23 protein-coding genes are annotated in these 20,832 nt (G+C 72.9%); 12 read left to right on the top strand and 11 right to left on the bottom strand.

The annotated features are described in order from the left end of the window. Nucleotides 1-44 precede the first annotated feature (44 nt). Nucleotides 45-584 (top strand): GtrA family protein, encoded by a 540-nt coding sequence (locus ACI3ET_RS03880; RefSeq protein ID WP_405031641.1) that lies wholly within the window; start codon nt 45-47, stop codon nt 582-584. Here ACI3ET_RS03880 and ACI3ET_RS03875 read toward each other — a convergent pair. Genes ACI3ET_RS03875 through ACI3ET_RS03860 form a run of 4 tightly spaced genes read right to left on the bottom strand, consistent with a single transcriptional unit; the run spans nt 535 to nt 3,972 of the window. Continuing rightward, the gene (locus ACI3ET_RS03875) at nt 535-1,596 is read right to left on the bottom strand and encodes a sensor histidine kinase (RefSeq protein ID WP_405031640.1); all 1,062 of its coding nucleotides are present in this window, start codon (nt 1,594-1,596) and stop codon (nt 535-537) included. The two genes, ACI3ET_RS03880 and ACI3ET_RS03875, sit on opposite strands and share 50 nt — an antisense overlap. Nucleotide 1,597: 1 nt before the next feature. After that, a complete protein-coding gene (locus tag ACI3ET_RS03870; RefSeq protein ID WP_405031639.1) occupies nt 1,598-2,284 on the bottom strand; it encodes a response regulator transcription factor in 687 nt (228 codons plus the stop codon). A gap of 50 nt (nt 2,285-2,334) precedes the next feature. Beyond that, nucleotides 2,335-3,144, bottom strand: coding sequence for an enoyl-CoA hydratase/isomerase family protein (locus ACI3ET_RS03865; RefSeq protein WP_405031638.1), 810 nt, complete (start codon nt 3,142-3,144; stop codon nt 2,335-2,337). Between the two features lie 9 nt (nt 3,145-3,153). Continuing rightward, nucleotides 3,154-3,972 carry a biotin--[acetyl-CoA-carboxylase] ligase gene (locus ACI3ET_RS03860; RefSeq protein WP_405031637.1) on the bottom strand — a complete coding sequence of 273 codons (819 nt, stop codon included), beginning with the start codon at nt 3,970-3,972 and terminating at the stop codon, nt 3,154-3,156. A 24-nt stretch (nt 3,973-3,996) separates the two neighbouring features. Between ACI3ET_RS03860 and ACI3ET_RS03855 the strand changes: the two genes are divergently transcribed. Both ACI3ET_RS03855 and ACI3ET_RS03850 read left to right on the top strand, forming a co-directional pair. Then, a complete protein-coding gene (locus ACI3ET_RS03855; protein WP_405031636.1) occupies nt 3,997-5,625 on the top strand; it encodes an acyl-CoA carboxylase subunit beta in 1,629 nt (542 codons plus the stop codon). Continuing rightward, complete coding sequence (locus tag ACI3ET_RS03850; RefSeq protein WP_405031635.1) at nt 5,622-5,858, top strand: acyl-CoA carboxylase epsilon subunit; 237 nt, start codon at nt 5,622-5,624, stop codon at nt 5,856-5,858. Before ACI3ET_RS03855 ends, ACI3ET_RS03850 begins: the two co-directional genes overlap by 4 nt. Before the next feature lie 87 nt (nt 5,859-5,945). Here the strand turns inward: ACI3ET_RS03850 and ACI3ET_RS03845 are convergent, their stop codons facing one another. Beyond that, on the bottom strand, nt 5,946-6,608 hold the full coding sequence (locus tag ACI3ET_RS03845) for an MOSC domain-containing protein (protein WP_405031634.1): 663 nt from the start codon (nt 6,606-6,608) through the stop codon (nt 5,946-5,948). 145 nt (nt 6,609-6,753) lie between these two features. On the opposite strand from ACI3ET_RS03845, the gene ACI3ET_RS03840 reads away from it, so the two are divergent. From ACI3ET_RS03840 to ACI3ET_RS03830, 3 genes are read left to right on the top strand one after another with little or no spacing between them, the layout of a single operon-like run. Then, nucleotides 6,754-8,442: a DUF885 domain-containing protein gene (locus tag ACI3ET_RS03840; RefSeq protein WP_405031633.1), complete on the top strand. Its 1,689-nt coding sequence runs from the start codon at nt 6,754-6,756 to the stop codon at nt 8,440-8,442. Then, entirely contained in the window at nt 8,439-9,068 is a 630-nt protein-coding gene (locus tag ACI3ET_RS03835) for a Maf family protein (protein WP_405031632.1), read from the top strand. Before ACI3ET_RS03840 ends, ACI3ET_RS03835 begins: the two co-directional genes overlap by 4 nt. A 22-nt stretch (nt 9,069-9,090) precedes the next feature. Further along, complete coding sequence (locus tag ACI3ET_RS03830) at nt 9,091-10,371, top strand: NAD(P)/FAD-dependent oxidoreductase (RefSeq protein WP_405031631.1); 1,281 nt, start codon at nt 9,091-9,093, stop codon at nt 10,369-10,371. A 9-nt stretch (nt 10,372-10,380) separates the two neighbouring features. Here ACI3ET_RS03830 and paaE read toward each other — a convergent pair whose 3' ends face one another. From paaE to paaA, 5 genes are all read right to left on the bottom strand, one after another. Then, complete coding sequence (gene paaE, locus ACI3ET_RS03825; protein WP_405031630.1) at nt 10,381-11,502, bottom strand: 1,2-phenylacetyl-CoA epoxidase subunit PaaE; 1,122 nt, start codon at nt 11,500-11,502, stop codon at nt 10,381-10,383. A 67-nt stretch (nt 11,503-11,569) separates the two neighbouring features. After that, entirely contained in the window at nt 11,570-12,100 is a 531-nt protein-coding gene (paaD, locus tag ACI3ET_RS03820; protein ID WP_405031629.1) for a 1,2-phenylacetyl-CoA epoxidase subunit PaaD, read from the bottom strand. 17 nt (nt 12,101-12,117) lie between these two features. After that, nucleotides 12,118-12,873 carry a 1,2-phenylacetyl-CoA epoxidase subunit PaaC gene (paaC, locus tag ACI3ET_RS03815; protein ID WP_405031628.1) on the bottom strand — a complete coding sequence of 252 codons (756 nt, stop codon included), beginning with the start codon at nt 12,871-12,873 and terminating at the stop codon, nt 12,118-12,120. Further along, on the bottom strand, nt 12,870-13,154 hold the full coding sequence (gene paaB / locus ACI3ET_RS03810; RefSeq protein ID WP_405031627.1) for a 1,2-phenylacetyl-CoA epoxidase subunit PaaB: 285 nt from the start codon (nt 13,152-13,154) through the stop codon (nt 12,870-12,872). The genes paaC and paaB overlap by 4 nt, the downstream gene beginning before the upstream one ends. After that, entirely contained in the window at nt 13,151-14,179 is a 1,029-nt protein-coding gene (gene paaA, locus ACI3ET_RS03805; protein WP_405031626.1) for a 1,2-phenylacetyl-CoA epoxidase subunit PaaA, read from the bottom strand. The genes paaB and paaA overlap by 4 nt, the downstream gene beginning before the upstream one ends. A gap of 112 nt (nt 14,180-14,291) precedes the next feature. Here paaA and ACI3ET_RS03800 point away from each other — a divergent pair, with 112 nt between their 5' ends. From ACI3ET_RS03800 to ACI3ET_RS03775, 6 genes are all read left to right on the top strand, one after another. Then, on the top strand, nt 14,292-14,900 hold the full coding sequence (locus tag ACI3ET_RS03800) for a GNAT family N-acetyltransferase (protein ID WP_405031625.1): 609 nt from the start codon (nt 14,292-14,294) through the stop codon (nt 14,898-14,900). Then, nucleotides 14,897-15,676 (top strand): AzlC family ABC transporter permease, encoded by a 780-nt coding sequence (locus ACI3ET_RS03795; protein WP_405031624.1) that lies wholly within the window; start codon nt 14,897-14,899, stop codon nt 15,674-15,676. Before ACI3ET_RS03800 ends, ACI3ET_RS03795 begins: the two co-directional genes overlap by 4 nt. Beyond that, nucleotides 15,673-15,978 (top strand): AzlD domain-containing protein, encoded by a 306-nt coding sequence (locus tag ACI3ET_RS03790; RefSeq protein ID WP_405031623.1) that lies wholly within the window; start codon nt 15,673-15,675, stop codon nt 15,976-15,978. The genes ACI3ET_RS03795 and ACI3ET_RS03790 overlap by 4 nt, the downstream gene beginning before the upstream one ends. Beyond that, entirely contained in the window at nt 15,975-17,132 is a 1,158-nt protein-coding gene (locus tag ACI3ET_RS03785) for a heparan-alpha-glucosaminide N-acetyltransferase domain-containing protein (protein ID WP_405031622.1), read from the top strand. The genes ACI3ET_RS03790 and ACI3ET_RS03785 overlap by 4 nt, the downstream gene beginning before the upstream one ends. A 269-nt stretch (nt 17,133-17,401) precedes the next feature. Beyond that, entirely contained in the window at nt 17,402-17,548 is a 147-nt protein-coding gene (locus tag ACI3ET_RS03780; protein WP_405031621.1) for a hypothetical protein, read from the top strand. A 72-nt stretch (nt 17,549-17,620) separates the two neighbouring features. Continuing rightward, nucleotides 17,621-18,112, top strand: a complete 492-nt coding sequence (locus ACI3ET_RS03775) for a hypothetical protein (RefSeq protein ID WP_405031620.1) — start codon at nt 17,621-17,623, stop codon at nt 18,110-18,112. 133 nt (nt 18,113-18,245) lie between these two features. Here the strand turns inward: ACI3ET_RS03775 and ACI3ET_RS03770 are convergent, their stop codons facing one another. Continuing rightward, on the bottom strand, nt 18,246-20,825 hold the full coding sequence (locus ACI3ET_RS03770; RefSeq protein ID WP_405031619.1) for a polyribonucleotide nucleotidyltransferase: 2,580 nt from the start codon (nt 20,823-20,825) through the stop codon (nt 18,246-18,248). Nucleotides 20,826-20,832: the final 7 nt, after the last annotated feature.

Raw genomic sequence — 20,832 nt, 5'->3', positions numbered from 1 at the left:
TCACGCCCCGACCCTATCCAGCCGCGCGCCGTACACTCCGGCAGGTGACGACGCGCCCCGCCCTCCTGCCGCGCCTGCGCGCGGCCTACGAGGCCCTGGTCCGCGAGGTCGCCAAGTTCGGGACCGTCGGCGCGCTGGCCTTCGTCCTCGACACGGTCCTCTACAACGTGCTGGTCTTCGGCGTCCCCGGGACGCTCGACGGGCCGATGGACGACAGCCCGCTGCTGGCCAAGGTCGCCTCGGTCAGCGTCGCCACCGTGTTCTCCTGGCTCGGCAACCGGCTGTGGACCTTCCGCCACCGTCGCAGTGCCGGGGTCGCGCACGAGTTCGTCCTGTTCGTGCTCTTCAACGCCGTGGGGCTGCTCATCGCGCTGTCGTGCCTGGCCTTCTCCCGCTACGTCCTGGGTCTGGACAGCCAGCTGGCCGACAACATCGCCGGCAACGGCGTCGGCCTCGTGCTCGGCACCCTGTTCCGGTTCTGGGCCTACCGCACCTTCGTCTTCCGCGGTGAGCTCGACCAGGAGCAGCTGGCGCTCAGGGCGTCTCGGCGAGCGCAAGGTAGAGCGCGAACACCGGTGGCCTGACCTGGGTCAGCTCGAGCCGGCCGCCCATCGACTCGGCCGTCTCGCGCGCCACCGCCAGCCCCAGACCGGTCCCCCGGCCCGTGGTCACCCCCCGGTCGAACAGGGTCCGCGCCAGGTCCTGCGGGACGCCGGGTCCCTGGTCCGAGACCGTGAACACCGCGGAGGGTCCCGACCGGCCCGCATGCACGCTGACCCGTCCCCGGCCGTGGAGCAGGGCGTTCTCGACCAGCGTGTTGAGCACCTGGGAGACGGCCGAGTCGCTCGCCTGCACGATCATGCCGCGCTCGGCGCTGAGCTCGATCGAGCGGCCGGCGTCGACGAACGCCGGTCCCCACTCCTCGTCCAGGCCCGCGAGCACGTTGTCCACGGCGCTGAGCGCTCCCCCGCTGGCGTGACCCGGCCGGGTGCGGCGCAGCAGCTCGTCGACGACACCAGTGAGCCGCTCGAGCTGCCCGATGGCGATGTCGGCCTCGGTGCGCGCCACGGCGACGTCGTCGGACTGGGCGACCTCCTCCAGCCGCAGCAGCAGCGCCGCCATCGGGGTGCGGAGCTGGTGCGAGGCGTCCGCGGCGAAGGACCGCTCGAAGACGAGCGCCCGGGCGAACGTGGTGTGGTGGCGGTCGATCTCGCGCGCCACGGCGTCGATCTCGGGGATCCCGGCCCGCCACGGCTCAGGCTGGACCAGCCGTCCCGGACGTGCCTCGGGGTCGAGGGCGAAGCCGCCGGAGGTCATCTCGTCGGTGCGGTGCGCGAGCAGGCGCAGCGGGGCCGCGACCGTCTCGGCGGCCCGGTCCGCCAGCGAGCGGGCGAGCGGCAGCGCCACGAGCACGATCGCGCCGAGGGTCAGCACGGCGGCCAGCAGGACGATCCACTCCGGCAGCGCCTCGTCGGCGCCCGTGCGGCTGTGCCGGATGCCCCGCAGCGCCCACAGCACCAGGCCTCCGACGACCACGGCGAGCCCCGACAGGATCATCGTGAGCCGGAACGCGGCCTCGCGGAAGACCGCGCGCACGTCAGTCCTGCGGGTCGTTCTGGAAGCGGAAGCCGACCCCCCGGACGGTGACGATGTAGTGGGGGTCCTGGGCGTCGTCGCCGATCTTGCGTCGCAGCACGGACACGTGCATGTCGAGGGTCTTGGTGGAGCCGTACCAGCTGTCCCACACCTCGCGCATGAGGACCTCGCGGGAGACGACCCGTCCCTCCTCGCGCATGAGGACCCGAAGCAGCTCGAACTCCTTGCTGGTCAGGCGCACCTCCTCGTCGTGCAGGAAGACGCGGCGGGCCCTGATGTCCATCCGCAGCGCCCCGCCGGTCCGCGCGGTCAGCTCCTCCGGGCCGCGGCGCAGCAGCGCCCGCACCCGGGCCAGGAGCTCACCCAGCCGGAACGGCTTGGCGACGTAGTCGTCGGCGCCGGCGTCCAGCCCGACCACGGTGTCGATCTCGCCGGTGCGGGCGGTGAGCATCAGCACCGGGACGGTCACCCCGGCGTCGCGCACCGAGCGGCAGACGTCCAGCCCGTCGAGCAGCGGCAGCCCGAGGTCGAGCACGAGCAGGTCCGGCCGGGGCTCGGCGATGGCGGCGCTGAGCGCGGCCCGGCCGTCCTCGGCGATCGTCACCTCATAACCCTCCCGGCGCAGCGCCCGGGACAGCGGCTCCGAGATCGTGGGGTCGTCCTCGGCGAGCAGCACTCTCGTGGTCACGTCGTCCCTTCCTCTGGCTCTGCTCGAGGGTATCCCGAGTTGCGCTCCGCTCAGCGACCCGGCCACTGCGGCGCGCGCTTCTCCGCGAACGCGGCCACGCCCTCCTTGCGGTCGCCGCTGAACGCGGTCGCCCGCCAGCACCCGTCCTCGATCTCCAGGCCGGCCGCGAGGTCCGTCCCCATCCCCAGCCGCATCGCCTTCTTGGCGTTGCGGACCGCGACCGGGGAGTTGGCGGCGATCTGGGCCGCCAGCTCCAGCGCCCGCCCGCGCGCCGTCCCCGCCGGCACCAGCTCGTCGACGACACCCAGGTCGCGTGCCTCCGCCGCGGGGAGCCGACGGGCGGTGAAGATCAGCGACGCCGCCCGCGACCACCCGACGCGGCGCGTCACCAGCTGCGTCCCCCCACCGCCCGGGATGACGCCGACCCCGACCTCGGGCAGGCCCAGCGTGGCCTGCTCACCGGCGACGACCAGGTCGCAGGACAGCGCGAGCTCCATACCTCCGCCGAGGGCGAAGCCCTCGACGGCCGCGACGGCGGGGACCGGCAGGTCGAGCACACCGCGGTAGGCCAGCTTGGACACCAGCCGGTGGTCCATCATCTGCGCGTCGGTGAACCCGTTCCGCTCCTTGAGGTCCGCGCCCACGCAGAAGGCTCGCTCGTGGGTGCTGGTCAGGACCACGGCGCGGACCGTGTCGTCGCCCGCCAGGGCAGCCGTGGTGGCGGTGATCTCGCGGGCCAGCTCGGTGTTGACCGCGTTCATCGCCGAGGGCCGGTCGAGGGCGATCTCGACCACATGGCCACCTTCGCCGTGGCGGGTCAGCTGCAGCATCGTCGGTGCGTCCGTCGTCGGTGCGTCCATGGCGGCAGGCTACTGCGGGCGCAGGTGCTCGACGTCCCCCGCGTGGTGCACCGTGCGCCCCTGCAGACCCTCGAGGACGAGAGCCCCCGACGGGTCGAGGCCGACGGCGCGCCCCTGGGTGGTGCCGCCGTCGGGGCGGTGCACGACCACGACGCTGCCGAGGGTGAGGGACTCCGCGAGGTATGCCGTGCGCACCGGGCCCGGGTCGCCCGCCCCGAGGGCGTCGTGGAAGGTGGCGAGGTGCGCGAGGACGGACGTGAGGAGGTCCTCGCGCGCCCCGTCCGGCAGCGGCGCACCGCCGCGCGCCAGGCGCCACGACGTCGCGGTGGGCACCGGCAGCTGCTCCAGGGTGTGGTCGACGTTGACGCCGATCCCGACGACGACCGCCCCCGTCGGCGCCACCTGCGCCAGCACCCCGGCGACCTTGCCCCAGCGCACGCCGCGGTGCTCGAGGACGGGCACCTGCGTCGGGTTGTCGTCGGGCCCGTCGTCCCTGCTGCGGTCGTCCCGCAGCGGCACCAGCACGTCGTTGGGCCACTTGACCCCGGCGTCCACCGGCCAGCGGCTGTCCCGCAGGGCCGCGACGACGGACAGGCCGGCCGCGAGCGGCACCCAGCCCACGACCTCGACCGGCACGGGCGGCAGCACCGCACTGATCGCCATACCCGTGCCCGGTGGGGACTCCCACCGGCGCTCCCGGCGGCCCTGCCCGGCCGACTGGTGGTCGGCCACGACCACGCGACCGGGCCGGGGGTCGGCGAGCGCCCGCGTGTTGGTCGAGGGGAGGGAGGGGTGCCACTCGGGCGTGGCCCAGCGCAACGTCGTCACGTCGGCAAGGCTAGGTTGTCCCCCATGACCGAGCGCCCCACCGCTGCCACCGACGACGGGGGCGGCACCGTCGCCCCCGACCGGCACACGACCGCAGGTCGGCTGGCCGACCACCGCATCCGCATGGAGCAGGCCGTCCACGCCGGATCGGCCAAGGCCGTCGAGAAGCGGCACGCCCAGGGCAAGAAGACCGCGCGCGAGCGCATCGAGGGTCTGCTCGACGAGGGTTCGTTCACCGAGCTGGACGCGCTCGCGAGGCACCGTTCGACGGCGTTCGGCCAGGAGAACAACCGGCCCTACGGCGACGGCGTCGTCACCGGCTACGGCACGGTCGAGGGGCGCCCGGTGGCGGTGTTCTCGCAGGACTTCACGGTCTTCGGCGGCTCCCTCGGCGAGGTGTTCGGAGAGAAGATCGTCAAGGTGATGGACCTTGCGATGAAGATCGGGTGCCCGGTGATCGGCATCAACGACTCCGGGGGAGCGCGGATCCAGGAGGGGGTCGTGGCGCTGGGTCTGTACGCGGAGATCTTCAAGCGCAACGTCCACGCCTCCGGCGTCGTGCCGCAGATCTCCCTGGTCATGGGGCCGTGCGCGGGCGGGGCGGTCTACTCCCCCGCCATCACGGACTTCGTCGTCATGGTCGACCAGACGTCGCACATGTTCATCACCGGCCCGGACGTCATCAAGACGGTCACCGGCGAGGACGTGACCTTCGAGGAGCTCGGCGGGGCACGGACCCACAACGCGACGTCCGGCGTGGCGCACTACATGGCCTCCGACGAGGACGACGCGCTGGACTACGTCCGCGAGCTGCTGGGCTACCTCCCGCAGAACAACCTCGAGGACCCCCCGGCCTTCGAAGTCGAGCCCGAGGACGAGGTGAACGACGCCGACCTGGCGCTCGACACCCTGATCCCGGACTCGCCCAACATGCCCTACGACATGCACGAGGTCATCCGCGCCGTCCTGGACGACGGGGAGTTCCTGGAGAGCCAGGAGCTGTTCGCGCCCAACATCGTGGTCGGGTTCGGCCGCGTCGAGGGCCGGTCGGTCGGTGTCGTCGCCAACCAGCCGATGCAGCTGGCCGGGACGCTCGACATCGACGCCTCCGAGAAGGCCGCCCGGTTCGTGCGCACCTGCGACGCGTTCAACGTCCCGATCCTGACCTTCGTCGACGTGCCCGGCTTCCTGCCCGGCACCGACCAGGAGTTCGGCGGCATCATCCGGCGCGGCGCCAAGCTGCTCTACGCCTACGCCGAGGCGACCGTGCCGCTGGTCACCGTCATCACCCGCAAGGCCTACGGCGGCGCCTACGACGTCATGGGCTCCAAGCACCTGGGCGCCGACGTCAACATCGCGTGGCCGACCGCCCAGATCGCCGTCATGGGGGCGCAGGGTGCGGCCAACATCCTCTACCGCAAGCAGCTCCGGGCCGTGGCCGCCGAGGGCGGCGACGTCGAGGCCGAGCGCGCCCGCCGCATCGCGGAGTACGAGGACACCCTCGCCAACCCCTACGTCGCCGCCGAGCGCGGGTACGTCGACGCCGTCGTCGAACCGTCGCAGACGCGGGTCCAGGTCGCGCGGGCGCTGCGCCACCTGCGGTCCAAGCGCTCCAACCGGGCGCCCCGCAAGCACGGGAACATCCCCCTGTGAGCACCGACGAGACGCCCGCCGCCCTGCCCGTCATCCGCGTGGAGCGGGGGCGACCGACCCCGGAGCAGCTCGCGGCGCTGACGGTCGTGCTGGCCGCGGCCGCGGCGGACCACGGCCCGGCGGACGGCTCGACGAGGCTGCCCCGGACGATGTGGACCGAGCGCAGCCGCTTCGCCCGCCCCCGCCCGGCCGTCGGCGCCGGCGGATGGCGCGCCTCGTCGCTGCCACGCTGATCCTGCCGGTGCTCCCCGGCGCGCGGGAGAACGGCATCGGCCATGCGGCGCGCGGGTACGGGCCTCCCGGCGGACCGTCGGGGCAGCTCAGGGGCGTGCCACCAGCCGCTGGACCATCCGCTCGTGGTACAAGGCCGGCAGGCACCCGGCCGCCACGACGCGCTTCGCCGCCTCGTTGTCCCCCATCGCCGCCGCGAACGCCGTCCGCATGTCCACGTCGTGCCCCGGCGGCTCCAGCACCTCGATCTCGTCGCCCGGCCGCACCGTCCCCGGTGCAGCGACGCGCAGGTAGACGCCGCACCGACCGCGTTCGGTGAAGCGGCGCACCCACGCCTTCTCCCGCAGGTGACCGCTGAACGTCGCGCACGGCGTCCGCGGGATGGACACCTCGACCACGACGTCCTCGCCCACGCGCAGCCGCTGGTTGATGAGCAGCCGTTCGAGCTCGATCCCCTCGGTCGTGAGGTTCTCGCCGAACATCCCGTCCGACAGACCCCGCTGCAGCTCCTCCTCCCAGCGGTCCAGCTCCTCGCGCGCGAAGGCGTAGACGGCCTTCTGGGCACCGCCGTGGTGCTGGCTGTCCCCCACCAGGTCACCCACCACGCCGGCGCCGTCCCCATACCTCGGCCCGGGGGTGAACAGCTCGACCCCGTCGACGGGGCGCTTGTCGATCCCTGTGGGTCGCTCACGGCGCCCGCCGGGGTCGGGCTTGGGGTGGGCCAGGTTGGTCGAGCGGACGCGCGCGGTCATGGACGACACGGTATGCCGTGCCCGCGCCGCTCAGTCGTCCCCGGCGCCCACGCCGCGCTGCCGCAGCACACCCAGGTCGTCCCGCGTGGCCCGACACAGGGACAGCGTGTCCGTCCCGCCGGCCCTGAGGGTAGGTTGGCGCACTGTGACCCAGCAGAACCGCACCCAGACCCAGATCGACCGCATCGCCGAGGGGCACCTGGACGCCGTGGTGGCCCAGAGCCCGATGGAGGCGACCTTCCTGGGCGTCCCGGGGCAGGAGGACCGGATCGACGACCTGTCGATCGAGGGCCTCCGCGCCCGCCGTGACCTCGACGCCGCGACCCTGGAGCTGCTGGACCGCGCCGCGCCCGGCGACGACGTGGACCGCGTCACGGCTGCCGCCCTCCGGGAGCGCCTGGGCGTCGAGCTCCAGGACCTGGACCTCGTGCTCGCCGGCCGCGCCCCCGTCGACCTCAACGTCATCGCCTCGGCCGTGCAGGTCGTCCGCGACATCTTCGACCTCATGGCCAAGGAGACGGCGGAGCAGTGGCGCACGATCACCGCCCGCCTCGACGCGGTGCCGACCGCGCTGGAGCAGTACGCCTCCTCGCTGCGCTGGTCCGCCGACCAGGGGCAGGTCCCGCCTCGCAGGCAGGTCGACAAGGTCGCCGAGCAGTGCCGCGACCAGGCCTCGGACGAGTCCAGCACCTTCGACGCGCTCCTCCAGGAGGCCGTGGACGCCGGGCAGTCCGAGGACGTCCGCGCCGACCTGACGGCTGCCGTCGCCTCGGCCAAGACCGGTTTCGGTGCGCTGGCCACCTTCCTCGAGGAGCTCTCCGCCCAGGCCCCGGAGTCGGACGCCTGCGGCCGCGAGATCTACCAGCTGCGCTCCCGCAGCTTCCTCGGCGCCACGATCGACCTCGAGGAGACCTACCGCTGGGGCCAGGAGGAGCTCGCCCGCATTACCCGGATGATGGAGGAGACGGCCGAGCAGATCCTCCCCGGGGCCACCGTCAAGGAGGCGGTCGCGATCCTCGACGAGGCCCCTGCCTACCAGCTGGAGGGCACCGACGCGCTGCGGGAGTGGATGCAGGTCAAGGCCGACGAGGCGGTGACCAACCTCGCCGACAGCCACTTCGACATCCCCGAGCCGGTGCGCACGATCGAGTGCATGATCGCCCCGAGCCAGACCGGCGGCATCTACTACACCGGACCGTCCGAGGACTTCTCCCGCCCCGGCCGCATGTGGTGGTCGGTGCCCAAGGGCGTGACCCGCTTCTCCACCTGGCGCGAGCTCACCACCGTCTACCACGAGGGCGTGCCGGGACACCACCTCCAGATCGGGCAGACCGTCTACCGCTCCGCCCACCTCAACCGCTGGCGCCGGATGGCGTCCTGGACGTCGGGCCACGGCGAGGGCTGGGCTCTCTACAGCGAGTGGCTGATGGCCGACCTGGGCTACATGGACGACCCGGGCGACCGGATGGGCCTGCTCGACGGTCAGTCCCTGCGGGCGGCTCGCGTCGTGATCGACATCGGCGTGCACTGTGGGTTCGAGGCCCCGGCGGAGGTCGGCGGCGGCGGGTGGACCTACGACAAGGCGTGGGAGTTCCTCAACAACCACGTCAACATGGACGAGGGTTTCGTGCGCTTCGAGCTCGACCGCTACCTCGGCTGGCCCGGCCAGGCTCCGTCCTACAAGATCGGCGAGCGGCTGTGGCTGGAGCTGCGCGAGGAGTGCCGGCGCCGCGAGGGCGAGGACTTCGACCTCAGGGCCTTCCACCGTCGCGCCCTGGACATCGGAGGCGTCGGCCTGGACACCCTCCGCGCCGCCGTCCTCGACGAGCTGTGACCCGCGTCCCGCTCGTCCTCGCCTCGGCGTCGCCGGCCCGCTACCGCACGCTCCGGCGCGCGGCCGTGGACCCGGAGGTGATCGTCTCCGGCGTGGACGAGGACGCCGCGCTCGAGGAGGCCGAGGCCAGGTATGGCGTGCTGGCCCCCGAGGACGTCGCGCTCACCCTCGCGCGGGTCAAGTGCGAGGCGGTCGTCGCCAGCGAGGACCCCGACGCGCTCGTGCTCGGCTGCGACTCGGTGCTCGAGCTGGACGGGCGGGTCTACGGCAAGCCCGCCGATGCTGAGGTAGCCACCCAGCGCTGGCGGCTCATGCGCGGGAGCTCCGGCACGCTGCACACCGGGCACTGGGTGGTGGACAACCGCGACCACGGGACCGGCGCCACCCTCGGGGCCACGGCCTCGACCGTGGTGCACTTCGCGGAGCTCTCGGACGCGGAGATCGGCGCCTACGTCGCCACCGGGGAGCCCCTCCACGTCGCGGGCGCGTTCACGGTCGACGGTCTGGGTGGCCCGTACGTCACCGCGGTCGAGGGCGACTACCACTCGGTGGTCGGCGTCAGCCTGCCGCTGCTGCGCGAGCTGCTGGCCGAGCTCGGCGTAGCCTGGCACGAACTTCGTTCCTGACGAGGAGGTACCGGTGTCGGGCGTGCGCAGGGTCGCGGTCGTCGGGGCGGGGATGGTCGGTCTGGCGACGGCCTGGTTCCTGCAGGAGCGCGGGGTCGAGGTGACGCTCCTCGACCGCCGGGGCGTGGCGGCCGGGGCGTCGCGGGGCAACGCCGGATGGCTGACGCCGGCGATCGCGACTCCGCTGCCCGAGCCTGCGGTCCTGCGCTACGGGGTGCGCGCCGTGGTGAGCGCGAGCTCGCCCGTCTACGTCCCGCCCAGCGCCGACCCGCGCCTCGCTCGGTTCCTCGCCGGCTTCGTCCGGCACAGCACCCACGGTCGCTGGCACACCGCGATGCAGGCCCTGCTGCCGCTCAACGAGCGGTCCCTGGGAGCCTTCGCGCACCTCACCGAGCACGGGGTGGGGGCACCCACCTACCCGGCGGCTCCGGTCCTCGCCGCCTACCGCGACGCCGCGGCCGTCGCCGGGCTCACCGAGGAGTTCCGCCGCATCGAGGCCGCAGGCGGAAACGTCGACCACGAGCTGATCCCGGGGGACGAGGCACGGCGGCTCGAACCGGCACTCTCCGGGACCGTGCGGGCCGCGGTCCTCATCCACGGACAGCGCTACCTGCGACCCACCGAGTACCTCACGGCGCTGGCCGCCGCCGTCGAGGATCGTGGGGCGGAGCTCCTCACCGGCCACGAGGTCCTCGGAACGACCGACCTGGGCAGCCACGGCGTGCGCGTGGAGACCACCGGCGCGGGCACGGGCGTGCACGACGCGGTCGTGGTGGCCACGGGCGCCTGGCTGTGCGACCTGGTCTCCCAGCACGGTGTGCGGCACGTCGTGCAGGCGGGACGGGGGTACTCCTTCAGCGTGGAGGCCGAGCACATGCCCGGGGGTCCGGTCTACCTCCCCGAGGCGCGGGTCGCGCTCACGCCGCTGGGCGACCGGCTGCGGGTCGCGGGGATGATGGAGCTCCGGCGTCCGGACGCCGCGTTCGACCCGCGGCGCATCACCGCGATCGTGGACTCCGTCCGACCCCTGGTGCGGGGTGTCGACCTCGAGGACCGGCAGGACGAGTGGGTCGGGTCGCGGCCGGTCACCGCCGACGGTCTGCCGCTGGTCGGCCGCACGGGCTCGCCGCGCGTCTTCGCGGCCGGCGGCCACGGGATGTGGGGCATGACGCTCGGCCCGATCACCGGCCAGCTGCTCGCCGAGCAGGTCGTCACCGGCGCGGTGCCGGCCGCGCTGGCGCCCTTCGACCCGCTGCGGCGGTTCGGCCGGGCGCCGGCTCGCCGGCGTCCGCGGCCCCGCTGAGCCACGGCCTCAGGCGTCGTAGTCGATCTCCACGGTCTCGCTCACCGGGTGCGACTGGCACATGAGCCGGTAGCCGCGCTCGACCTCGTCCGGCTCCAGCGCGTAGTTGCGGTCCATCCGCACCTCACCGCTGACGACCTTGGCCCGGCACGTGCCGCAGACACCGCCGGTGCACGAGAAGGGCGCGTCGGGGCGCTCGCGCAGGGTCGCGTCGAGGATGCTCTCGGCCCGGCTCGGCATCGGCACGGTCGTGGTCCGGGCATCGAGCGTGACGGTGACGACCGCCTCGGGCCGGGCGCCGGTGTCCACCTCCACCGCGAGCGGCGGTGGGGCGATGCCGCCGCTGTCGTCGACGTGGAAGAACTCGTGGTGGACGTGCGCGGGCTCGACCCCGCGCTCGCCGAGCACCTGCCGGACGGTCTCGACCATCCCGAAGGGCCCGCAGAGGTACCACTCGTCGACCTCGTCCTCGGGGACGAAGGTCGCGAGGAACTCCTCGATCTTGTCGCGGTCGATGCGCCCGGTGAGCAGCTCGAGGTCCTGCCGCTCGCGGGAGAGGACGGTAAAGAGGCTGATCCGCCCCGGGAAGCGGTTCTTCAGGTCCATCAGCTCCTCGAGGAACATGATGGAGTCGGTGCGCCGGTTGCCGAAGATCAGCGTCACCCGTGACCCCGGCTCCTCCTCCAGCACGGTGGTCAGCAACGACAGCACGGGCGTGATGCCCGAGCCGGCCGCGACCCCGACGTGGTGCTTGCGAGCGGTCGGGTCGGTCGGGCAGACGAACGACCCGAGCGGGCTCATCACCTGCAGCACGTCACCGGGGGCGACCGCGCTGTTGAGCCAGGTCGACATGAGACCGCCGGGAACCCTCGCCGAGGCGACCCGGACCTCGCCGCGACGCTGCGACTCCGCGCGGGACAGGCAGCACGAGTAGGACCGTCGCGCGTCCTCGCCGTCGATGGTCGCCCGCACGGTCAGGTGCTGCCCGGGCTCGAACGCGAACTCCTCCCGCAGCTCCTCGGGCACGGTGAAGGAGACGGCGACGGCGTCGTCGGTCAGCCGGTCGACCCGGCTGACGGTGAGGTCGTGGAAGGTGGCGCGCCGACGGGTCGGCGGCTGGATCGGTGTCACATCGCTCCTCGGGGTCTGGGGCGGAGCCCCAGCTACGGGGGTCCACGGGGGCGGGGCCCCCGTGCGTCTAGATCGTCTTGAACTCGTCGAAGGGCTCGCGGCAGGACAGGCACCGGCGCAGCGCCTTGCAGGCGGTGGAGCCGAAGCGCGCGATCTCCTCGGTGTCGGGCGAGCCGCACAGGGGGCAGGTCACCTGCCGCTTCTGCAGGGTGAGGCCCACTGCCCCCGGCCCTGAGGTATGCGGTCTCTCCCCCGTCGGGGGCGCGATCCCGAAGCGCCGCAACGCGTCCCGTCCCCGCTGACTCATCCAGTCGGTGGTCCAGGCAGGGGCCAGCTGGGTGACGACCTCGACCGGGACCCCGGCCCGGCGCCCCACGGCGAGCACCGCGTCGGCCATCGCCTGCATGGCGGGGCACCCGGAGTAGGTCGGGGTGATCGTCACCCGAAGGCCCCCGCCGGCGCGCGCGACGTCCCGGACGACGCCCAGGTCGTCGATGGTGATGACGGGGATCTCGGGGTCGGGGACGGCGCGCAGGCGTCGTTCCACCTCGGCGAGAAGGTCGTCGGTGCCGGGAGCACCGGGGGCGCGCGTCTCCATACCCGGGCCTCCGCCGCTCACCAGGTGGCGCCGGGGTGGCTGCGCGCGATGTGCTGCATCTCCGCGAGCAGGAAGCCCATCGCCTCGGAGTGGATGCCCTCGCGGCCCCCGCGGGCGTGCCAGCGGGGCGGGTCGGGCATGCTCAGGGTCGCCTGCTGCAGCACCTCGCCGACGTAGGCGTTGACGCGTTCCGCCAGGCTCGACGGGAGCACCCCCACGCCTTCCGACGCCGCCCAACGGGCGGCCTCGTGGTCCTCGCCGAGCTCGGCGACGTAGGGCTGGACGGCGGCCAGGCCGGCCCGCATGCGCGCGTGGCTCCCCGGCGTCCCGTCGCCCAGGCGCAGCACCCACTGCGTGGCGTGGTCGCGGTGGTAGACGACCTCCTTGACCGCCTTGCCCGCGACGCCGGCCAGGGTCGTGTCGGCCGAGTCGACGAGCCCCGTCCAGAGCTCCACCTGGTAGCTCGAGAACCACAGCAGCCGCGCCATCTCCTGCGCGAAGTCGCCGCGCGGCTGCTCCACCAGCTGCACGCTGCGGAACTCGCGCTCGTCCCGCAGCATCGCCAGCGTGTCCTCGTCGCGTCCGTGGCCCTCGACCTCGCCGGCCCGGGTCAGCAGCGAGCGCGCCTGTCCCAGCAGGTCGAGCCCGATGTTGCCCAGGGCCATGTCCTCCTCGATCTGGGGGGCGCGGGTGAGCCACTCCCCGAGGCGCTGCGCGTAGACGAGGGCGTCGTCGCCGAGGCCGAGCAGGTAGGCAGTGTGCTGCCCTGTCACAGGTACTCCACGTCCTCGGGCACGTCGTAGAACGTCGGGTGGCGGTAGACCTTGTCCGCGGCCGGGTCGAAGAAGCTGTCGCGCTCCTCCGGGCTGGAGGCGGTGATGTCGTCGGAGGCGACGACCCACAGGGAGACGCCCTCCTGCCGGCGCGTGTAGAGGTCGCGGGCGTTGCGCAGCGCCATCTGGGCATCGGGGGCGTGGAGCGACCCGACGTGGACGTGCGAGAGCCCGCGACGGGCGCGGACGAAGACCTCCCACAGCGGCTCGGTGACGCTCACGCGACCGCCCCCTCCCCGGCGCGCGCGGCCTGCTTCTCCGCATACGCGGCAGCGGCCTCGCGCACCCAGGCACCCTCCTCGTGGGCGGCCACCCGGTGCGACAGACGCTGGGCGTTGCAGGGGCCGTCGCCCTTGAGCACCCGCCAGAACTCGTCCCAGTCGATCGCGCCGAAGCGCCAGTGGCCGCTCTCCTCGTCCCAGCGCAGGTCGGGGTCGGGCAGGGTGAGGCCGAGCTTGTGCGCCTGCGGCACGGTCATGTCGACGAACTTCTGCCGCAGGTCGTCGTTGGTGAAGCGCTTGATGCCCCACGCCATCGACTGCGCGGTGTGTCCTTCCTTGGCCTGCTCCCCGGAGTCGGGCGGCCCGAACATCATCAGCGCCGGCCACCACCAGCGGTCGGCGGAGTCCTGGAGCATCGCCCGCTGCTCGTCCGTGCCCTTCGACAGGGTCCACAGGATCTCGAAGCCCTGCCGCTGGTGGAAGGACTCCTCCTTGCACACCCGGATCATCGCCCGCGCGTAGGGGCCGTAGGAGCAGCGGCACAGCGGCACCTGGTTCATGATCGCGGCACCGTCGACCAGCCAGCCGATCGCGCCCACGTCGGCCCAGGTCAGGGTCGGGTAGTTGAAGATCGAGGAGTACTTCTGCTTCCCCGAGTGCAGCTTGTCGAGCAGGTCGGAGCGGTCGACGCCGAGCGTCTCGGCAGCGGAGTAGAGGTAGAGGCCGTGGCCCGCCTCGTCCTGCACCTTGGCCATCAGGATCGCCTTGCGGCGCAGGCTCGGGGCGCGCGAGATCCAGTTGCCCTCCGGCTGCATGCCGATGATCTCGGAGTGCGCGTGCTGGGCGATCTGGCGGATCAGCGTCTGCCGGTAGGCGTCCGGCATCGCGTCGCGCGGCTCGATGCGCTGGTCCTCGGCGACGAGGCCGTTGAAGTACTCCTCCAGGACCTCGGCGTAGTCGTCCGTCTCCGCGGCGTTCAGGGGTGCGTCCGCGTCGTCGCGAGGCCCGAAGTCGTTGCCGTACATGCTCCCAGTGTGCCATGCGTCACCCAGCACCTGTGGCACGCTTTCGTCGTCGGCCGCTCGATCTGTCACATCGTCGGGGCGCTCGCGACGGCCGTGCGAGACTGGGCCGGTCATGGGCACCCACGACCACACACACGACCAGCACGGGCACGGGCACGAGCACGGCACGGCCCCCCTCGCCGACGCGGCAGTCCGCACCGGCCGACCCTCCGACGCACCCGCCGTCGGCCTGGTCCAGGCCAGCGTCTGGCAGCACGAACTCGCCGGCGTCCTGTCGGCAGAGGTGCTCGAGGCCCTCACCGGACCACGTTTCGCCAGCGTCTGGCGCCGCTCGCTCGAGCAGCCGCCGAGCCCCCGGCACCGGCTGCTCGTCGCCACCGCGGGGCCCCAGGTCGTCGGGTATGTCGCGCTCGGCCCCTCCGACGATGAGCCGGGACTGCCCCCGGGCACGACCGGGGCGATCTACGACGGGGGCGTGCACCCCGACGCGCGCCGCGCCGGCCACGGCTCCCGCCTGCTCAACGCAGCCGTCGACACGCTCCGCGCCGCCACCGAGCAGGGGAACCTCTCGGCCGTGGCGCTGTGGGTGCTCGCCGAGGCCGGGGACACGCGGGGGTTCCTGCAGTCCGCGGGGTTCAGCCCGGACGGAGCCTGGCGCGACCGGGTCGTCGACGACGACGGCCGCAGCGCGCGCGAGGTCCGCCTCGTGGCCGAGCTGTGACCAGCGCCCCCTCCCCCGCCAGCGGCACCCCATACCTCGCCGGGGGTCTGGTGGACGCACCCTGGTGGCGCACGCCCGCCGGGCGGGAGGGGCTGGCCGTCGGCACGGTCGGGCTGTACGGCGTCAGCGCCGGCGCGCTGGGGGTGGCGGCCGGGCTGTCCGTGTGGCAGACCGTCCTGACCTCGCTGCTCATCTTCAGCGGTGGCTCGCAGTTCGCGCTCTACGGCGTGATCGGCGCAGGAGGCGGTGCGCTGGCAGCGGTGGCCACCTCGACGCTCCTCGGTCTGCGCAACGGGTTCTACGGTCTCGAGCTGTCCCGCCTCCTCGCGCCCGGCCGGCGCCTCCTGCCGGTCGCCGCCCACCTGACCATCGACGAGTCGACGGCGGTGGCGCTCGCGCAGGACACTCCGCACGAGTCGCGGGTCGGGTTCTGGACGACGGGGATCGCGCTCTTCGTGGTGTGGCAGACCACGACACTGCTCGGGGCGCTGGCCGGCGAGGCGATGGGTGACCCGCGCGCCTACGGGCTGGACGCCGCGGCTGCTGCCGCGTTCGTCGCGCTGGTGTGGCCCCGGCTCACCGGGCACGGTGCCGACCGACGCAGCGGCGCCCGTGCCACGGCAGCCCTGGCGATGGTGCTCACGCTGGTCTCGGCGCCCTTCGTGCCGACCGGGGTCGAGGTGCTCATCGGGGCCCTCGCGGCGCTGGTCGTGGGTCTGCGCGGACGCCGCGGCGGAGAACGCCCTGCGACGGCACCCGGGGAGGCGGTCGCATGACGCTGTGGACCGCCGTCCTCGCCGCCGGGGCACTGGCCTACCTGATCAAGCTCGGCGGCTACCTCGTGCCCGAGCGCATCCTCGAGGTGCCGTGGGTCGAGCGCGTCGTCCCGTTGCTCACCGTGGCGCTGCTGTCCTCGCTGGTCGTCACGCAGGGTTTCCTCACCGACGGGATGCCGACGGTCGACGCCCGGGGAGCCGGGATCGCCGTGGCCGTGGGCCTCCTGCTGCTGCGCGCACCGTTCCTCGTCGTCGTCGCGCTGGCCGCGCTCACCGCCGCCCTGGTCCGTCTGTGGTCATGACCGAGCCGCTGCCCGGCGCCGCCCGCATCGTCGCCGTCGACCTGGCGCGGATGCTCGCGCTGCTCGGAATGTTCGCCGCCCACCTGCTGTCGCCCCTGGACGAGACGCGACCCGGAGGCGTCGACCCCGTCTTCGAGCTGGTGGCGGGCCGTTCGTCGGCCCTCTTCGCCGTCCTGGCCGGCGTGAGCATCGCGCTGACGACACGCTCGGCCCGGGAGGACCCCGGTCGGCACCGGCTGCGTCTGATCGTTCGCGCCACGCTGGTCGCCCTGCTCGGGCTCGTCCTCGGTCTGCTGAACTCGGGCGTCGCGGTGATCCTCACCTTCTACGGTGTGCTCTTCCTCTGCGCGCTGCCCGTCCTCACCTGGCGGGCCCGGCCGTTGGCCCTCCTGGCCCTGGCCTGGGGCCTGGCGTCCCCGGTGCTCAGCCTCGCCGTGCGCGACGAGCTCGGCCCGCCCGCCTACGTGGTGCCCTCGCTCCTGTCGCTCACCGAGCCGGGGGTCCTGCTGCGCGAGCTGCTGCTCACCGGCTACTACCCCGTGCTCACCTGGGCGACCTACCTCTTCGCCGGTATGGCGATCGGCCGGCTCGACCTGCGCGCCCGGGCGTGGGGACCCCGGCTGGCCCTGGGCGGGGCCTTCCTCGCGGTCCTGGGGCTGGCCGTCTCGGCCTGGGTCACCCGCACCGACGCCGTGCGGTCTCGACTGACGGAGACCCTGACCTCGCCGACCACGCCGTGGGCCGACGTGGCCCGCGAGCTGCGCACCGGCCTGTACGGCACCCACCCCACCGGCTCGTGGTGGTGGCTGGGCGTGTGGTCGCCGCATTCGGGCAGCATCGTCGACCTCGCGCACACCACCGGCACGGCGATGCTCGTGCTCGGGCTGGCCCTCGTCGTGGTCCGTGGCGTGCGGGGCGTCCCGTGGTCCGTCGTCGCCGGCGCCGGAGCGATGACACTGACGCTCTACGTCACGCACGTCGTCGTGCTCGCCTCCGCCCTGGGCGTGCGCGGCGGGCTGGCGCTCGTGGTGCACAGCACCGCAGCCGTGGGGATCGGGGCGCTCTTCGCAGCCGGACGGGTCAAGGGACCGATGGAGTCCGGCGTGACGTCGGCGACCCGCCTCGTGCCGGTCCGGGAGCGCCGCGAGCCGTAGCGGCGCCCGTCGGCCCTGCTGGCGGGCCACCCCTGCGGAGCGTCCAGGCTGCTGCGGTGGATCTGGGGCCGTCTGGACCGCCTAGACGCCCCGCACTGCCACTTTTCGTTCATGTTTTGTTCATCTCTTTGTCACCCGCACGCGGGCTCTCACCTGGGTCGACACGCCAGCCGTTCACCTGAACTCCACTTGAGGGGCGAAACGGTGTACGGTAGATGAACAGAAGGTAAACGAGAACTGGCCAGCGATGGCCTCAGGAGGTGGACACCATGACAACGGTGCGAGAGATCCGCACGAACACCCGACCGGCCGTCATGACGTGGGTCCCCGTGACCGACCCGCACGGGGCTGTGCGGATGGAGATGCGCTGGCACGTCGGGGAGCGGCCGGCGCGCGCGCACCGCGCGGCCGCCTGACGACCCGGACAGGCGCGATCGCCACGCGTACACCACCGCGAGGGCAGGTCGTCCGCGCGTAGACTTGGGGCCGTGGTGGATCCTGTCGGGACGCCGTCAGCGGACGACCTCGCCCGGTGGCACCGCACGTTCGCGCCACGGTTCTTTAACCGCGCCTGGGAGCTCATGGACCACGACTCGGACCGCGGGCCCCTGGACGACGACGCCCTCGACGAGCTGCTGACCTCAGCCTTCGCGCAGCGGGCCCACTGGTATGAGGTGGGTGACGCCCGCGAGCGTGCCGTCGCCGACTGGCAGGTCTCCCGGGCGGCCTCCGTCGCTGGTCATCCCGATCTGGCCCGGCGCTTCGGTGCGCGGGCGCTGCGGCAGGCGAGCGGTCTCGGACCGTTCCTGCTCGGGTGCGGGCACGAGGCTCTCGCTCGGGCCGCAGCCGGTGCAGGCGATCGGAAGGCGGTCGTCCTCCACCTGCGGCAGGCCAGGGAGCTGTGCGCCCAGGTCGAGGACGACGAGGAACGCCAGGTCCTCACCGCGGACCTCGACAGTCTTGACCGGCCGACCGGCTGACCGGTCGACGAGCCGACCGGCTGACCGGCCGACGAGCCGACCGGCTGACCGGCCGGCCATGGCCAAGAATGTGGACCGAACGCGAGAGGGCGGGCCCGGAGACTCCGGGCCCGCCCTCTGCTGTGCTCAGCGGTCAGTCGTCGCTGTCGGTGCCCTCGGCGGGGGCGTCCGAGGACTCGGTGCCCGCACCGGTGCCGCCACGGCCACGGCCGCCACGGCGACGGCGCTGACGACGCGGACGGTCCTCGCCCTCGACGCCCTGGTCGTCGGCGTCGTGGTTGTCGCCACCCTGCTCGGCGTCGTCCTCGACCTCGGTGACCGGGGCCGCGGTGTCGACACCGGGCAGCTGCGGCGCCTCGGCCGCTGCGGCGCTCGCCTCAGAGGTCTCGACCGGAGCGGTCTGGGCCGCGGGGGCGAAGTCCTGAGCCGCGGGGGCGTCCTGCGAGGCGTCCGACCCGGAGTCGGCCGCCTCGACCGCACCGAGCGACAGCTTGCCGCGCGGGTCGATCTCCTTGAGCTCCACCTGGACCTTCTGGCCCACGGAGAGCACGTCCTCGACGGCGTCGATGCGACGGCCGCCGACGAGCTTGCGGATCTCGGAGATGTGCAGCAGGCCGTCCTTGCCCGGGAGCAGGGAGATGAACGCGCCGAAGGTCGTGGTCTTGACCACGGTGCCCATGAAGCGCTCACCGATCTCCGGCATCTGCGGGTTGGCGATCGCGTTGACGGCCGCGCGGGCCGCCTCGGCCGAGGGGCCGTCGGTCGCGCCGATGTAGACGGTGCCGTCGTCCTCGATCGAGATGTCGGCGCCGGTGTCCTCCTGGATCTGGTTGATCATCTTGCCCTTCGGGCCGATGACCTCGCCGATCTTGTCGATCGGCACCTTCACCGTGATGACGCGCGGGGCGTAGGGGCTCATCTCGTCGGGGACGTCGATGGCCTCGTTCATCACGTCGAGGATGTGCAGACGCGCCTCGCGGGCCTGGGTCAGCGCAGAACCGAGGACGTCGGCGGGGATGCCGTCGAGCTTGGTGTCCAGCTGGATCGCGGTGACGAACTCCTTGGTGCCGGCGACCTTGAAGTCCATGTCGCCGAAGGCGTCCTCGGCGCCGAGGATGTCGGTCAGCGCCGCGTAGTGCATCGACGTGCCGCCGTTCTCGTCCTGCAGCTCGGCGGACACCAGACCCATCGCGATGCCCGCGACCGGGGCGCGCAGCGGCACTCCGGCGTTGAGCAGCGACATCGTGGAGGCACACACCGAGCCCATCGAGGTCGAGCCGTTGGAGCTCAGGGCCTCGGACACCTGACGGATGGCGTAGGGGAACTCCTCGCGGGTCGGCAGGACCGGCATGAGCGCACGCTCGGCGAGCGCACCGTGGCCGATCTCGCGCCGCTTCGGGGAGCCCACGCGGCCGGTCTCGCCGGTGCTGTAGGGCGGGAAGTTGTAGTTGTGCATGTAGCGCTTGCGGCTCACCGGCGACAGGGTGTCGATCTGCTGCTCCATCCGGAGCATGTTCAGCGTGGTGACACCCATGATCTGGGTCTCGCCGCGCTCGAAGATCGCCGAGCCGTGGGCGCGGGGGATGACCTCGACCTCGGCGCTGAGCGCACGGATGTCGCGCAGGCCACGCCCGTCGATGCGGACCTCGTCGCGCAGGATGCGCTCGCGGATCAGCCTCTTCTGGACGGCGCGGTAGGCGGCGCTCAGCTCCTTGTCGCGACCGGCGAACGGCGCGTCGGAGACGCTGTCCGCGGAGGTGGCGTCGCCGCCCTCACCGAGGAGCGTGCCCTTCATCGCCGCCTTGATCTCGTCGATCCGGCCCTCGCGCTCCTGCTTGCCCGCGATCTGCAGGGCTGCGGCGAGGTCGGCCGCGGTGGCCTCCTCGACGGCGGCGTAGGCGTCGTCCTCGTAGTCGAGGAAGCGCGGGAAGTCCTGGACGTCCTTGGCGGCGCCGGCGGCAAGCTGGGCCTGCGCCCCGCAGAGGGCCTTGATGAACTTCTTGGACTCCTCCAGACCCTGGGCGACGATCTCCTCGGTCGGGGCCTGCTTGCCCTCGTCCTTGACGAGGGTCCAGGTGGCGTCCGTGGACTCCGCCTCGACCATCATGATCGCGACGTCGTCGCCGTCGGTCCCGCTGACGACCCGCCCGGCGACGACCATGTCGAAGGTCGACCGCGCGGCGTCGGAGAAGTTGGGGAAGGCGACCCACTGGCCGTCGATGAGCGAGACACGGGTCGCGCCGATCGGGCCGCTGAACGGCAGGCCGGAGATCTGCGTGGAAGCGCTGGCTGCGTTGATCGCCAGCACGTCGTACTGGTGGTCGGGGTTGAGCGACAGGACGGTGATGACGACCTGGACCTCGTTGCGCAGGCCCTTGGCGAAGGTCGGGCGCAGCGGGCGGTCGATGAGGCGGCAGGTGAGGATCGCGTCGGTCGACGGCCGACCCTCACGCCGGAAGAAGCTGCCGGGGATCTTGCCCGCGGCGTACATGCGCTCCTCGACGTCCACCGTGAGCGGGAAGAAGTCGAAGTGCTCCTTGGGGTGCTTGCCCGCGGTCGTGGTCGACAGCAGCATGGTGTCGTCGTCGAGGTAGGCGGTGACGGAGCCGCCGGCCTGCTTGGCCAGGCGTCCGGTCTCGAACCGGACGGTGCGGGTGCCGAAGCTGCCGTTGTCGATGGTGGCTTCGGCGAAGGTGATCTCTGGACCCTCCATGGGTCCT

It is taken from the genome of Ornithinimicrobium jinqii, from assembly GCF_045032595.1.
In the GTDB taxonomy this organism is placed as follows: domain Bacteria; phylum Actinomycetota; class Actinomycetes; order Actinomycetales; family Dermatophilaceae; genus Ornithinicoccus.
This window is presented reverse-complemented; position numbering and strand designations above follow the sequence as displayed.